Here is a 15,480-nt window from a genome sequence, read left to right on the forward strand (position 1 = left end):
GTTAGTTGATTATAATTTTTGCAATAAGCTATTTTTCCATTTTATATAAAGATCATCGTAGATCTCTGTGTTTTTAGGTTCAATAGTTTTGATCTTGGTCAATCCTGAGAATGCCTCTTTCTTATCGTTATACTCCTTCGCCCCAATACCAGCCCCCAAAGCGGCGCCTACACTCCCATCGTTCTCATATAATTCCACCGGAACCTGTGTCACTCCAGCAAATGATTCCTGAAATATCGGACTTAAAAACATATTTGCATATCCAGCTTTTATAATATTTGGATTTATATTATTCTCACGGATAATATCCAAACCATATCTGAATGAATGTGCAATACCTTCTTGCACAGCCCGCCATAAATGAACTTCGTTGTGTCGCACAAAATCTAGGTTTTCGATATGTCCCTGCACAGTTTTATTATTTAGCATACGCTCAGCTCCATTTCCGAATGGCAAAACAATAATCCCTTCAGAACCGATAGCAACCTCTGCAGCTTTATCGTTTACTTCATTATAGCTGAGACTTTTAGCAGTCATTTTTTTGATCCAACTATTTTGAATGCCTGTTCCATTAATGCAAAGCAATACACCGACATTATTTTGTTTTTCATTATGGTTCACATGAACAAAACTGTTTACTCTAGAATCTTTATCATAAGTCAATTGATCACTAACAGCATAGATAACACCAGATGTCCCCGCAGTAGCAGCAACCTCGCCTGCTTCCAAAACCCCTAATGACAAAGCATTATTGGGCTGGTCACCAGCCTTATAACTTACTATAGCCTTTTCAGAAAGACCTAATTCTTCAGCAATACGAGAATCCACTGAACCGTAATCAGAAAAAACAGGCTGAATGTCTGGAACCAAAGATCTATCAAAACCATAATGTGCCATTAGCTTTTCAGAAAGTTCATTCTTTTCAAAATTCCATAAGATACCTTCGGAGATTGAGCTTGGATTAGAATTGATTTCTTTGGTCAAGCACATGCAGATAAAATCTCCCGGCAACATAAATTTGTATACCCTATCATAAACCTCAGGCTCATTTTGTTTTACCCAAGCTAATTTAGAGGCTGTAAAATTTCCTGGTGAATTTAAGTGAGATTGCAGGAATCCTTCCGATTCCAAGTTAGAAAAAGCAGTGTTTCCAATATTTACAGCACGGCTATCACACCAAATTATTGAATTACGGAGCGCCTTTTGATCTTTGTCAACAATCACCAAACCATGCATTTGATAAGCAATACCGATGGCACCAATATCTTTGGGATTATACAAACCACTAGAATTTGCCTTTAGAATAGCTTTTTTAGTGTTTTCCCACCAATTGACAGGATCCTGTTCTGCCCATCCCTTATTATGTGAAATGATCTCTGCCTCCGACTCTGGAAACTGAGCCGTAGCTATCCGTTTTCCAGTCTGAGAATCTACAATTGATACCTTGATAAATGAAGTCCCTAAGTCAATCCCTAGTAATAGCATGTTTATATTGGATAAGTTGATTACACAAGATAAAAATTTTTAAAACAAATAGCCTACCCGAATGCTAATTTATTCTATTGTTCAGGTAGTAGGGCTGAATAATGGAAAAACCCCAGATATAGGTATAATACTCTGATAATCAACACACAAAACCCCTAATTCACTAAACATTCCAACTATAACGTTTTCGTAAATAAAGGTATATCGGTTTAGCAAAGTGACTTGGTAAATTGGCTATATTGGTTTATAAACCTATAATTTTTAAACTTTTTGATTAAGCCTAACACCTGTTTTTTGGAGCATGACAAGCTCAAGAATTAGGAAAAACTTAAGTAACCTTTTAAACAAATCATTATGATCAAACAGAACCTATTACTCTATTTCTGCATGACATGTATTTTCATACTGTTTGCAGGCCCGAGTTATTCCCAACAGGGGCAACTAACCATTAGAGGAACCGTCAAAGCTGCAGATGGAAGCCCTATCGACGGAGCCAGTGTTGTAGTCACTAGAACAAAGCAAGGAACATCAACGGATGTCGATGGTAATTTTGAGTTTGAAGTACCATCGGGTACCACCGGCACACTAACTATTACACACGCCGCCTATCAAACTCAAACTGTAAATATCAGCAACCAAGACCTTCAAATAACCATGCAAGCAAATGCAGAGAATTTGGATGAAGTTGTTGTTGTTGGTTATGGTACACAGAAAAGAAAAGACTTAACTGGATCTGTTGCTTCAGTCCAAGCCGAAAAACTTGAAAAAGAAGCACCTCGATCTATTCAAGATCTATTAAGAGGTAATGCAGCCGGTATTGTAATCGGACAGGGTAACTCTGCTAAAGGAGATGCTGACCTTCTGGTTCGAGGAAAAGGAACATTAAAAGCAGGCTCTAGTCCATTGAATGTCGTTGACGGAGTAATCTTTGATGGTACTTTTGCTGATTTAAACCCCAATGATATTGCATCTATTGATATCTTGAAAGATGCGAGTGCCACCGCAGTTTATGGAGCTAGAGCAGCAAATGGAGTTGTATTGATTACTACAAAACGTGGAGCATCTGGAAAACCAACAATTACCTTAAACAGCAATGTAGGCTTTGTTACTAAAGCAGGAATTCCACCGGTTATGAACGGTCAGGAATTTTTAGCTTATAGATATGATTATGAGATGGGAAGAAGGGATGATAATTATCACAACAAATATCCTGAAATGTTTGTTGACCCAAGGAAACTCAGCAACGTAGTCCAACTAACATGGTACAATTATGATCAAGGAACTCCTGTAACTTCTGTAAACGAAGAGCAATTAGTCAGATCTTGGTTAGCAAGATTAGAATTGCGTTCTCCAGAAATCGACAATTACATGGCTGGTATCGAAACTAATTGGCAAGACCTGGTTTATCAAAAAGGTATTCAACAAGATTACACAGCAAGTATTTCAAATAAAACAGATAATTTAAACTATTATTTTTCGCTTAACCATGTAGACCGTGAAGGTTTTGTGGTGGGCAATAGATTTAAGAATTTTAGAACAAGGATGAACCTTGAATCTAAAATCACCAATTTTCTGAAAGTAGGTACAAATGCAAATTTTGCAACCAGAAATGAAGGATTTCTACCTGCCGATTGGAGACAATCTGCCATCGTCCCACCTTACGGATCCAATAACATTGATGACCCTAATAGTTTGTACCGTAGGTTGCCAACAGGAGATGTAACTCCTGTCAATCCTTTCTTTGACAACCTGTATCGCAATAGGGTAGATAGATTCAACACCTTAAATGCAACAATCTATGGAATAATCACACTTCCTTATGGATTTGAAATCCAATCTAATTTTACGCCATCATTCAACTGGCGTGAATATTACAATCATGAATCTTCTGAAAACCCCGAGTGGGCAGCTTCGGGTGGACGTGCAGAAAGAAGATTTGAAAAAACCTATAATTGGCAAATGGACAATGTCCTTCGTTGGAAAAAAACTTTTGGCGACCATAATTTTGAAGCAACTTTTCTGCAGAATGCCGAAAAAGGCCAATTCTGGATGACAAAAGCAACTGCATCTAACTTCTCCCCAAGCGATATTCTAGAATGGCACCGCCTTCAAGCTGGAACTGTTCCATTGAATGAAAGTAATGACACCTACTATACTGGAGATGCTTTGATGGGAAGATTGTTTTACTCTTACAAGGATACTTATTTATTAACAGCATCTGTCCGTCGAGACGGATATTCTGCTTTTGGTGCAGAAAACCCTAGAGCAACTTTCCCCGCAATAGCACTAGGATGGAATTTCACAAATGAAAAGTTTATGGAAAGCACCAAATCTTGGTTGGATTATGGAAAACTCCGGTTGTCATGGGGTAAAAATGGTAATCGTGACATAGGTATGTACGATGCATTATCAGACATGTCTTCAGGTTTGCACCCATACATTGACAGTAAAGGAAATGTTATTCTATTGTCCCAACTATACGTGAACAGAATGCAAAACCTAGGTCTGAAATGGGAAAACAAATCCTCATACAACTTCGGATTAGATTTTGGCATGTTTAGCAACCGCTTGAGCGGTGCAATTGATGTTTATACTGCATCAACAAATGATTTATTGGTCGACAGAGAGCTCCCTGAAATCATAGGATTCAGTAATATTACCTCAAACCTTGGGCAATTGGAAAACAAAGGTTTTGAATTCAGCTTAACAGGAAACATCATCCAAAAAGAAACCTTCAGTTGGTCATCAAATGTAATTTTCATGTATAACAGAAGAAAAATCACAAAATTATATGGTGATATGGTAGATGTTTTGGATGCAAATGGTAATGTCATTGGACAACGTGAAGCTGATGATATTAAAAACAGATGGTTTATTGGTCAAGATCCAGATAGAATTTGGGATTACAAAGGCGATGGTGTATGGCAGACTGATGAAGCGGACGAGGCTAAAAAATATGGCCTACAACCTGGAGATTTCAAATACATTGACCAAAATGGAGACGGAGTAATGACGGATGCAGATAGAGTATTTCAAGGATATAGAACACCTAGGTTCCGTTGGTCTTGGAGAAATGACTTCAATTATAAAAACTTTAATCTTTCCATGTTTATCTATTCAAACTGGGGACAGTATAATGAGTTCAACAGAGCAGCCAATAACGCAAACTTTGCCGACAGAACTACAGATTATGTAATGCCAAGATGGACCGCAGCAAATCCAATTAATGATTATGGAAGGATTGGATCTAAAAATATAGGTTCTAATTATGTTGAAAAATCCTTCATTCGTTTAGAAAACATTTCTCTTTCATACATGGTCCCTAGCGAATGGATTGAAAAGGCTAGCATTAGAAACCTGAGAATATCTGCCTCAATTAGAAACATAGCAGTATGGGCTCCAAAATGGGAATATGGTGATCCTGAAGGATTCCCTGTTCAGGGTGATGATGGAGACAAAAGGTATTACCCAACTCCAAGAACTTATAACTTGAGCCTAAACTTCTCACTTTAAACCTAAAAAAAATGAAAAATTATAGAAATCTTATATATAGCATAACTATTGGTACATGTACAATCCTTGGATTCCAAAGTTGTAGTAAGGATTGGTTGAAACCGGAGCCAAAATCATTTTATACTCCTGAAGTAGCATTATCAAATCCTGAAGGACTCTATGCAGCATTGACTGCCGCAGAGAGAAATATGCGTCATGAATTTTTTGGAGATGCTGCTCCAATTGTCACTGAAATGGTTCAGTCTGATATTGCCGTTGAAGGAACAACAGATAAAGCTGGACCCCAAATGGACATGGACATATCTTTATTGCCAGATGCTCAACTAAACCATACTGATTTTACGAAAGTAGGATGGTACTGGTTTGAGGCATACAAAGGAATTAAATATGCCAATACAGTAATTGCAAGAGTCGATTTCGCAACGTTTAAGGACGATGCAGAAAAGAATGCCATCTTGGGGGCTGCTTATTTCCAAAGAGCGTACAGATATTACAAATTGGTGCACCAGTTTGGAGATGTGCCATTCTTAGATTGGGAAATTACCGAACCAAAATATGACTTTAATTCCTATGACCGTTGGAGCATCCTCAAAAGGTTAAAAAAAGATCTTGAATTCGCATATGAATGGATCCCAGAAAATGTAATGCGAGGCAAAACTTCAAAGGCTGCAGCAGGAGTTCTGTTAATGAAAATAGCTATGGAGCTTGAAGATTTCGACCTAGCTATTAAAGTCGGAAATGAAATCACGGTGAAACATCCTTTAATGAAATCTCGTTTTACAGTTAACCAAAGTCTTCCAAACACAAATTTAATGTTCGATTTACATAGTGTGGAGGCCAAATTGGACATGACCAATACCGAAGGACTAATGTATGTCGTATCATATCCTGAAGCTGAGGGATCGGCAAGAATTGAGACCATGAGAAATGCCGTGCCATTCTGGAACAATGGTAATATCAAAACTCCAGATGGACAAACAGGAACTAACGTGAATGTAGCTACAGGAGAAACTGACCCTACCATGAACTTAAATAAAACTTATGGTCGTGGTATCGGCAGGTTAAGGCCAACATGGTACTCAAGCAATTCTCTATGGCGTTCAGACAAAGAAGCAGAGGATATGAGGGGAATCCATAACAAACAAAGTTGGAGAAAAATGGAAGACCTTCGATATAATGATCCTGCTCTTAAAACAAAAGGAAGTCAGTGGTACGGCAAAAACTTCATTAAAAACCCAAGCATGAGTCCTGAAGACACCATTAGACTGTGGTTTTCTTGGCCACATTACAAAGTGTTTGTACCAGACCCATTACAAGCTACATGGACTGGAGGAGAAACTCCTTGGTACATTTACCGATCTGCAGAAGTGTATTTATTACTTGCAGAATGCTATTACTGGAAAAGCCAACCTGCAATGGCAGCTACAGCTTTAAATGAGGTCAGAACAAGAGCTGGTGCTAAACCAATTACTGCAGGTGAAGTAAATATCGGCGAAATATTGGATGAAAGAGCTAGGGAACTATATTATGAAGAAGCTAGACATACAGAATTAGTTCGAATTGCTTATACCTATGCTAAAACCAAAAAACCATGTGAAATTTTTGGTGGCAGAGTTTATAGCCTAGAAAATTTTAGTGGACCTGGAGGTGTAAATTCAAACATTAAACAAAATGGAGTGAACTTTTGGTACGACCGAGTGGTGTCAAAAAGCAACTTTTACAATAAAGGTGTTAAACACAAATGGGCAGAATATAAAATTTCAGTGCACCATGTTCTTTGGCCAGTACCAGCAGCCGCTATCAATGCCAATGTCAAAGGTGTAATCAATCAAAACATCGGTTACCCTGGAGCGGAAAGAAATGAAAAACCACAAATTGTACCTGACGAAGGAACAGTTTTGGGTCCAAAAGCAGAATAATTAAAACGATAAACATCATAAACTAAAAAATGAAAAGTAAACCGATTTTTAAAACAATAAGCAGTATTGGATTCGCGCTATTATTGGTCAGTCAAGCCAATGCTCAATCAAAAGATTCAAAAGGGTTCAAACCTCTGTTTGATGGTAAGACATTAAATGGATGGAAATCTGTGGGCGGAGATGCACCATACACTGTTGAGGATGGAGCAATTGTTGGAAGAATGACAAAAGGTACCCCAAATTCTTTTTTAATAACGGATAAAGAATATGGTGATTTTATCTTGGAATTAGATATTAAGCTTGAAGGCAACAAAACTAATTCGGGAGTACAAACCAGAAGTCATCTAGACCCAAATGCAAACAACGTAAAAGGTAGAGTATACGGTAGACAAGTAGAAATTGACCCCTCACCTCGTGCTTGGGCAGGTGGAATTTACGATGAAGCTCGTAGAGGATGGCTATACCCATTGGATTTAAATGAAAAAGCAAAACCTGTTTATAAACAAGATGAGTACAATCATATCCGCATTGAAGCCATTGGTAATGAAACAAGATCATGGATCAATGGGGTGCCTGCAGCCTATGTTGTCGATACTGTAGATGCATCCGGATTTATTGGACTTCAGGTCCACAGCATAAAAGATGAAGAAGATGGCAAGAAAGTCTATTTTAAGAACATTAAGATTCAGACTGAAAACCTGAAACCGAGTCCTTATCCTGAAGGCCAATATATCGTGAATTTAACCCCCAACTCCTTGACCCCTGCAGAACAGAAAAACGGATATAAACTTCTATTCAATGGAAAAAATTCTGATGGCTGGCGCAGCGTTAAAGGCGAGAATTTCCCTGAAAAAGGTTGGGCAATTAAAGATGGAATAATAAAAGTCCAGAAATCTGACGGTGGCGAATCTACCAATGGCGGTGATATCATTACAAAAGACAAATACGGTGTTTTTGACCTGTCCTTTGAATTCAAACTTACTCCAGGAGCAAATAGTGGGGTGAAATATTTCGTGACCCTAGCAGAGAAAACTCAAGGATCTGCTATCGGACTGGAGTATCAAATCTTAGATGACAAACTCCATCCAGATGCAAAACTCGGAAGAGATGGAAACAGAACCCTTGCTTCCCTTTATGACCTCATGACATCGGATAAAAGCCGAGGTGCCACGAGACCAATCGGCGAATGGAACAGAGGAAGATTAGTTGTAGACAAGGACAATAACGTCACTTATTACCTGAATGGTGTTAAAGTTCTGAACTATACTCGTGGATCAAAAGAATTCAAGGACCTTGTTGCCATCAGCAAATACAAGGATTGGGACAAATTTGGCGAAGCTGCTGAAGGCCATATCTTATTGCAAGATCATGGTGACGAAGTTTCATACCGTTCCATTAAAGTTAAAAAGACTAAGTAATCACATAATTTCTATATTGATATGAACCATTATTTATCCCGTAGGAGCTTTATCAGCAGATCAATTATGGCCGGTGGAGCAGTCCTGCTTTCCAACAGTGTCTTAGGCAAGGTGACAATGGCTAGCCCAAATGAGCGTGTCAACATCGCCTGTGTAGGCATTGGAAATAGAGCAAACGAAATAATCAAAGAATTCCATAAAACTGGGCAATGCAATGTCGTTGCCCTCTGTGATGTCGACATGGGAGCTAAACAGACCCAGGAAATTATCAAGATGTTCCCTAATGCGCCAAGATATCAGGACTTCCGCAAAATGTTTGATGAGATGGGCAACCAATTCGATGCAGTGATTGTAGGGACCCCTGACTTTGCCCATTTTGCCATCACCATGCAAGCTTTGGGCATGGGCAAGCATGTCTATGTTGAAAAACCAATGGCCAGGACTTTCAATGAAGTGGAATTAATGATGCAGAAAGCTCAGAAAAATCCAAAACTGGCAACACAAATGGGGAACCAAGGACATTCAGAAGCAAATTATTTCCAGTTCAAGACATGGAAAGATGCTGGTATCATAAAAGATGTTACCCGTATTGATGCCCACATGAACAGCCCTCGCAGATGGCACGGATGGGATCCTAATATCACAGGTTTCCCTTATCCTGAACGAATACCAGAAACTTTGGATTGGGAAATCTGGCAGATGCAGACTTTAGGTCATCATTATAACAAAGACTTTGTCAATGGCCAATGGCGATGCTGGTTTGACTTTGGAATGGGTGCTTTGGGTGATTGGGGAGCACATATCCTGGACACCTCCCATGAATTCTTGGAACTAGGTCTCCCTACTGTTGTGGAAGCCAAAAACCTGGAAGGACATAACTCCTATTTCTTCCCCATGTCCTCAACAATTAATTTCCACTTCCCAAAAAGAAAGAATATGCCGGCGGTGGACATCAACTGGTATGATGGAATCAATAACCTTCCTCAAATTCCGGAAGGATATGGAGTTTCAGGACTTGACCCGAACATTCCTCCTCCAAGCACCGGAAAAATTGAACCAGCCAAATTAAACCCAGGAAAAATCATTTATTCAAAAGATTTGATATTCAAGGGAGGATCACATGCTAGCACGCTTTCAATAATCCCTGAGGAAAAAGCAAAAGATATGGCTTCAAAACTGCCTGAAGTGCAACCAACTCCTTCAAATCACTTCCTGAATTTCCTTAACGCATGTAGAGGAACCGAAAAAACAAGATCATCTTTTGAAATTGCTGGTCCTTTGAGTCAGGTATTCTGTTTAGGGGTAATTACTCAGAAGATGAACAACAGAATTGAGTTTGATCCCAAAACAAAGCAGATAACCAACGATAGATTCGCAAATGAGATGCTTTACGGCCCTCCTCCGGCAAAAGGATGGGAACAGTACTACATAGTGTAGTTTTTTAATAATAATGCAACAGAAGGCCGTAAAATTAGTTTGCGGCCTTGTTGGTTTAAGTTAGACAGTAGACATAAGACATAAGACATAAGAATTGGCAAGCTGGGATGTAGTCTTATGCCGCGATAGTTGGTAGGGCCCTTTAACATCATACCTCCCCAAACGGGCACAACTATTATAGCAATGATTATACGACGCCACACAACCCTGTATAGGTGCAACTATTATAGAAAAAAGGCCATACCCCCCAAAAGCCCCATCGGGGCTAAATGTCAGAGGCATGAAATATCTCTTAAATGCCGTCGGCATGTAATATCTATAGAAATGAAAATCGCCTAGCACACCAACGCCGTAGGTGTGGCATGTTTGTTAAACACCCCTATCCTAATGACATTACCTGTAGGGGTGAAAATAAAATACTTTTCGAATTTAATCTATCTTTTTAGATAATTCCTTAAACTTAAAATATGTGCCAGAATAATTACTGGAACTACAACTGCTGGTAATAGTGAGTATGGAAAGTGGAGAACAGCCAAGTTTGGGTTTTTATGAGCTATTAACTGAAGAGGCAATGGAGAAGAAATAATTCCAATTATCAAAACATTCAATAGAAAACATATTCCTAGAAAATTCCAAAATCTAAAAATATTTGATTTGTAAAAATCCTTCCAAATTAATCCAACAATTAGGATGAATATAGTTGAGATTGCAAAATATAAATCAAAATTCAATCCCTCAAAGGTCATTTCTCTTGGCACTAATTTGTTAATCCATAAATTATATAAAATGAATTCCATTGGGATTCTCAATAAATGAATGGACTTCAAGAAAAAAATATTAATTGAATTAGGAAGTTTGTTATTCTGAGAATAAAAGATAAATGATACGATAATTGTTCCAATTAATACTAAAACAAATGTGATTGGACTTTTTATAAATATTCCAGTTGCAGAAACTATAGATATTATGAGTATCCAAATTAAAAAGGGATAAATATTTTTCAGAGAATTTACTCCTAAGCCTAAAAAAATTATGGCTAATAAAACAATGATAAGAAAACAGATTCCCATAAAAAATATTTTGCTTTCAAAAATACTTCTTAAAAAAATCAACACACTTGCCCTATGACAAGATTATAAAAATGTCACCAAGTTAAAAGCAAAGAATCTAAAATAAAAAAACCGATATAATCTAAACTATATCGGTTCTAATGTCTTATGTCTAATGTCTTATGTCTTATGTCTTATGTCTAAATAAAAAAGCCTGTCTTGCGACAGGCTTTTTTGAGAGATTCGCTCCTGAAGCTGGGCTCGAACCAGCGACCCTCTGATTAACAGTTATAGGGCCTATCCTTTATAAAGGAGTCAAAAATATGCCTTTCCGACTTACAGAAGCAATATATGAAGATTTTTTGGAACTGTAAAATTTTGGGCTGTTACATATTTGTAGCATTTTCTTGTTTTGTATCAATAAAGAAAAAGGGAGTTGCGACCTTTTTCCTACCACTGAACTACCAATCCCCATCGGGGTGTGGTTGTTCAATGGCAAGTGAGGTTTTTGTGGGCAGCACGAGGTACGAGGGTTGTACGTACAAAAACACAACTTGCAGATTGCGAAACAACAGAGAGGGGTTATACGGAAATATGCCTTAACGACACAAAAAACAGGCATTCTATTTTGAAGCATCTGAACACCCAGACATCTATATCTCCATACACCTAGATATCTACACATCTAGATATACGCATATTTATACACCTATATGCCTAGGCATCTATGCACCCAGATACCTCCCAAAAAATAGATAAAGGCAAGTGGGTAGATTTATTTCTATAATGCTGTGTTCAGCTATCAAAGAACGGTCTGGTTTAATCAAAATTACAACCATAAGATTAGCAACTAATCTTAAATTCAAGATAATAAAAAAATCGAAATAAAAAACTATTTAGCTAAATAATAAATCTAACCATCCTAAAGGGTATTTTCCGTGTTGCATTTATATATTTATATTAAGCACATAAATTATTTCTCCTTGCTTTTCTAATGACCTAGGTACCTGATTCGATCAGTAAATTACTGGATGCGCTCCTTAGTTTTTAGCTATTTTATAATAGCTAATATTTATACTGTGTTTGATTTTTTTACCCTACCTTTACTTATGATCTTATAAAGGTGGTTTCACAAATTATTATTGTATTTTTAGCATACGGAAACAATCACCCAAACGTTCTATTTCATTTAAATACTTTAAAAAGGCAGCAATTCACACCCGAAACCAAGATTGAATAAAAGAGAAGCAATCTCATCTTCCTTATAATTATCCCCTTCGATTATCAGCATATTATCAACATCTTCGAGGTCAAATTCGATATTGATTTTAGGATACATACATTCTAAATGATTGATAACAAGTCTCGATTCTTGATTATTAGTCACGTTGGTCTTAAATACTGATACCATAATATTATTTTAAAATATAAGTCTGTATATTAATCTATTTGTTGTCCTCTATTAACGAAAAAATTAATTTTTATCGCCATTAATTACTTCGTAATACTCCTCTTTCAAATCTTCGATTTTGTCTTTTAGCTCTTTTCTTAATTTGCCGGGAAGTGTTTTCAGTTTTTTCAATTGGAAAGCCAATACAATAGCAGATATTCCAGCAAAAATAAACGATAAAGCTGTTAATACGACCAATGACATTCCTGTAAAAATCGGATTAGCGATTAGTAGAAACGAGAATATTATCCCCAATACGCTCAAAATTGCCAGATTACCCCATTTGATGACACCGTAATTTTTCAGTTCAAAGGCAAATCCTAATCCTTGGAAAGAACGGAACAGCAAACTAAATCCTACGAAAAACGGCAGTGTAGTTGCAGCAACTTCGGGTTTTGCAACTAAAACAAGACCAATCAGTAAACCAAAAATTCCACTCGTCAGGTACCAGCCCCAACCTTCGAGTTCGTCTTTGTTCTGAACAGAAAACACGATTTCTAAAATCCCAGAAAACAAGAAAGTCAAACTGAAAAATATAGTCAGTGTTAAATAAGTCGCTGCTGGAACTGTGAATAAATAGCCTCCAAGGAGAATGAATAACGCACCAATGATTGCCGGAATATACCAGTGTTTTACGGTGTTGCGAATGGTTTTGAGAAATGTTGCCATAATAATCTATTTTGAATTAAAAATTTTGTTAAAAATAACTATAAAATTTGGTACTAAATCGAAATCAGTTACTGTTATAAATCAGTAAAGCGGTGTTTGAATATTGTAGCAAACGCTTGCTGTAATTGGCTCTGAACAGCCGTTGCATAAAACTCTTGTGCCGATGAATCACACACAACACATCAGTTGGGTTGCTGTTCATAAAATCGTTTAATCCGTCGATTACATCGGGATTTATGACGATTTCCAACGAAAATTCAGGGTTACTGATATTCGATTTCCATTGTTCTATCTTCGTCTCGACTTTCTCTATTTCCTGTTCACTTCCTGCCACATACACACATTTTAGCTGATTTCCTCCAAAAGGTTGCAAACTTTCGTTCAAACGATTTACGATTTTATATTCGTCGTCGTTCAGCATTACAGCGAGGGTAAAATTCCGTACTTCGGAAAAAGCTATATCCGCTGGAATGGCAAGCAAAGGGATTTCCAAATGATTCATCAATTTTTCGGTATTAGAACCAAACAGTTTTTTATCGACCGTATTCGCTCCGGAAGTCCCCATCACGACGACATCAATACCCAATTCATCAATATAATCATCTACAACCTCTTGAAAATAGCCTTTCTCAAAATGAAATTCTACAGGAATTCCCAGTTTGTTATTGTCCTCTGCAATCTTTTCCAATTTCTCAGCCTCGACTTTGAAATCAGACCGTTCGTCGGATTCCAGTTGTTCGTTATAGAAGGCAGCAAAAGGATGTATGCGACTCTGTTCCTCTTCATCTTTCGTCTCTATAATGTGTGTAACGTGAAGAATGTGAACTTCTGCCTTTATTTTCTCCGCAGCGGACAATGCATAGATAAAAGCATTTTCGGCTACTTTAGAAAAATCCGTTAAAAACAATATTTTTTTCATTTTATTAGTTTTCAAAATTTCTAAAACCTATATCCTTTAATGGAGTCTCCTCTAATCTTTTTACGTAATAACACCACTCGTTTGTAATGGAAACTACCGTAAGAATGTGTTGCTATGAAAATCAATATCGGCACAACCAACCAAGTCAATGTTCCCAATACGATTTTTCCTGAAGCCATTAACGCGTTCAGACTAATGTTTTGGTAAATTGCCATACCGTTCGGAATAGCTCCTGCATCGAGATACATCGAAATATCGTTCAAGCTTTGCCATTGTGATTGATAACTTGCCCACCCGATAATGGCACCACCAAGAGCTGTAGCCAGAAAAGACCTAACGACAATCAATACAGCAATCATTCCCATCATCTCATTCATTCCCAGGTTGAGCGAGGCATAAAACCATATCCCAATAAACAGAATACCCATTCCCAGACCTTTTAATATGGACGCATATTCAAGGTAACGTATGTCCATTTGAGGTTGAATAATCAGATAAAGACAAAGCGTATGCAGTGCAAAAAATACAAATCCTAAAGCAATGTAATACTTGAGATACCATTTATTTTTGAAGCCGTAAAACGCCAGTATTCCTGCGATGACGATACCAGGTATCATCCAAAGATTGGTGTGTGCATTAACTAGATTGTTGTATCCCAAGACACCAATCGCATACTGTGTATAAACCGAGGAACTTGCCAGATATAAGCCCAAAAACAGCAACAATATTAACGAATGACTGACATTTCTCTTTTTGAAAACCGAAAAATCAAGCATCTTCCGCTTGAGGGAATTTTGTCTGTATATTAAGGCAATAAATAGTCCCACGCCAATCATCAGCGAACCAACAATATTGGGTGAATGAAACCAGTTTTGCTGTTTCATAAACACAAAGAAATAATTCAGCGACATCATCGAAGCTGCGAATACAACCAGTGAAAACCAGTCAATTTGATACAGTGGCATCTTAAAACCAAAACGTTGATTGTGCTGAAAAATAAGTGATAGTGCTGCAATCACCAACATTATTGCGGACATAAACAAATACGGTGTCTGCCAACTGCCGTCGAATACCATCTGAGCAAAATAATACGCCGAAAGTTGTGCAAACCCAATAGACAACGGATAGAATATCGCATAGAATTTCCCTCGGTCACCTGTTGGAGAAAGAATGAACATCACTGGCAAAACCATTTCAATCAACGGAAACATCTTGAAAAAGCCTATAAGTAAGCTACATACTATCAACACAACAGGGCTGTCCGTTGTTCCGCACATATAGGATAATATGGCGAGGATAATTGCTGAACCGGCAATGATTTCTTTGGTACGGAAACGCATCTTGATGCGCATCAGTATCATAATGGCACAGCCCATCCCGATGGCTCCAGCGTTATTAGCCATCGAGATATATTCTGTATAAGTTGCTAAAGCTCCCGAAATATCCGTGATGTTGCTCGTATATACGCCCGAAACGGTCATCACTGGGAATAATATTCCCAAAATCAATAACAACATCACAGGTTTAGGAACCCAACTTGCAAAAGGTGCTTTATTGTACATAAATTTTGTTTTTCCTCACCCCAACCCTCTCCAAAGGAGAGGGAGGAGTGATGAGTTAA

General features: G+C 37.7%; 10 protein-coding genes. 4 read left to right on the forward strand and 6 right to left on the reverse strand.

All coding sequences use genetic code 11. The annotated features are described in order from the left end of the window. Window positions 1-9: 9 nt before the first annotated feature. Window positions 10-1,485, reverse strand: coding sequence for a xylulokinase (locus tag CRT24_RS13395; RefSeq protein WP_099371727.1), 1,476 nt, complete (start codon window positions 1,483-1,485; stop codon window positions 10-12). Between the two features lie 354 nt (window positions 1,486-1,839). On the opposite strand from CRT24_RS13395, the gene CRT24_RS13400 reads away from it, so the two are divergent. The 4 genes from CRT24_RS13400 to CRT24_RS13415 are packed head-to-tail and all read left to right on the forward strand — an operon-like array spanning window position 1,840 to window position 9,772. Next, complete coding sequence (locus CRT24_RS13400; RefSeq protein ID WP_218962631.1) at window positions 1,840-4,998, forward strand: TonB-dependent receptor; 3,159 nt, start codon at window positions 1,840-1,842, stop codon at window positions 4,996-4,998. 11 nt (window positions 4,999-5,009) lie between these two features. Further along, window positions 5,010-6,917 (forward strand): RagB/SusD family nutrient uptake outer membrane protein, encoded by a 1,908-nt coding sequence (locus CRT24_RS13405; RefSeq protein WP_099371729.1) that lies wholly within the window; start codon window positions 5,010-5,012, stop codon window positions 6,915-6,917. Between the two features lie 29 nt (window positions 6,918-6,946). After that, window positions 6,947-8,335 (forward strand): DUF1080 domain-containing protein, encoded by a 1,389-nt coding sequence (locus CRT24_RS13410; protein ID WP_099371730.1) that lies wholly within the window; start codon window positions 6,947-6,949, stop codon window positions 8,333-8,335. A 21-nt stretch (window positions 8,336-8,356) separates the two neighbouring features. Beyond that, on the forward strand, window positions 8,357-9,772 hold the full coding sequence (locus CRT24_RS13415) for a Gfo/Idh/MocA family oxidoreductase (protein ID WP_099371731.1): 1,416 nt from the start codon (window positions 8,357-8,359) through the stop codon (window positions 9,770-9,772). Window positions 9,773-10,206: 434 nt separating this feature from the next. Here the strand turns inward: CRT24_RS13415 and CRT24_RS13420 are convergent, their stop codons facing one another. The 5 genes from CRT24_RS13420 to CRT24_RS13435 all read right to left on the reverse strand — a co-directional run bounded on the left by CRT24_RS13420 (window position 10,207) and on the right by CRT24_RS13435 (window position 15,421). Beyond that, the gene (locus tag CRT24_RS13420) at window positions 10,207-10,842 is read right to left on the reverse strand and encodes a hypothetical protein (protein ID WP_099371732.1); all 636 of its coding nucleotides are present in this window, start codon (window positions 10,840-10,842) and stop codon (window positions 10,207-10,209) included. A gap of 1,177 nt (window positions 10,843-12,019) precedes the next feature. Further along, window positions 12,020-12,232, reverse strand: coding sequence for a hypothetical protein (locus tag CRT24_RS20695; protein ID WP_118194049.1), 213 nt, complete (start codon window positions 12,230-12,232; stop codon window positions 12,020-12,022). Between the two features lie 63 nt (window positions 12,233-12,295). After that, window positions 12,296-12,940: an HdeD family acid-resistance protein gene (locus CRT24_RS13425; protein WP_099371733.1), complete on the reverse strand. Its 645-nt coding sequence runs from the start codon at window positions 12,938-12,940 to the stop codon at window positions 12,296-12,298. Between the two features lie 64 nt (window positions 12,941-13,004). Further along, window positions 13,005-13,859 (reverse strand): universal stress protein, encoded by an 855-nt coding sequence (locus CRT24_RS13430; RefSeq protein ID WP_099371734.1) that lies wholly within the window; start codon window positions 13,857-13,859, stop codon window positions 13,005-13,007. A gap of 20 nt (window positions 13,860-13,879) precedes the next feature. Continuing rightward, window positions 13,880-15,421 carry a hypothetical protein gene (locus CRT24_RS13435; protein ID WP_099371735.1) on the reverse strand — a complete coding sequence of 514 codons (1,542 nt, stop codon included), beginning with the start codon at window positions 15,419-15,421 and terminating at the stop codon, window positions 13,880-13,882. Window positions 15,422-15,480 lie beyond the last annotated feature (59 nt).

Source organism: Sphingobacterium sp. 1.A.5 (genome assembly GCF_002734235.1).
Classification (GTDB): domain Bacteria; phylum Bacteroidota; class Bacteroidia; order Sphingobacteriales; family Sphingobacteriaceae; genus Sphingobacterium; species Sphingobacterium daejeonense.

Coding starts and splice junctions, on each gene's coding strand:
- CRT24_RS13395 (WP_099371727.1), bottom strand. CDS start 1,485: ATGCTATTACTAGGGATTGACTTAGGGACTTCATTTATCAAGGTATCA.
- CRT24_RS13400 (WP_218962631.1), top strand. CDS start 1,840: ATGATCAAACAGAACCTATTACTCTATTTCTGCATGACATGTATTTTC.
- CRT24_RS13405 (WP_099371729.1), top strand. CDS start 5,010: ATGAAAAATTATAGAAATCTTATATATAGCATAACTATTGGTACATGT.
- CRT24_RS13410 (WP_099371730.1), top strand. CDS start 6,947: ATGAAAAGTAAACCGATTTTTAAAACAATAAGCAGTATTGGATTCGCG.
- CRT24_RS13415 (WP_099371731.1), top strand. CDS start 8,357: ATGAACCATTATTTATCCCGTAGGAGCTTTATCAGCAGATCAATTATG.
- CRT24_RS13420 (WP_099371732.1), bottom strand. CDS start 10,842: ATGGGAATCTGTTTTCTTATCATTGTTTTATTAGCCATAATTTTTTTA.
- CRT24_RS20695 (WP_118194049.1), bottom strand. CDS start 12,232: ATGGTATCAGTATTTAAGACCAACGTGACTAATAATCAAGAATCGAGA.
- CRT24_RS13425 (WP_099371733.1), bottom strand. CDS start 12,940: ATGGCAACATTTCTCAAAACCATTCGCAACACCGTAAAACACTGGTAT.
- CRT24_RS13430 (WP_099371734.1), bottom strand. CDS start 13,859: ATGAAAAAAATATTGTTTTTAACGGATTTTTCTAAAGTAGCCGAAAAT.
- CRT24_RS13435 (WP_099371735.1), bottom strand. CDS start 15,421: ATGTACAATAAAGCACCTTTTGCAAGTTGGGTTCCTAAACCTGTGATG.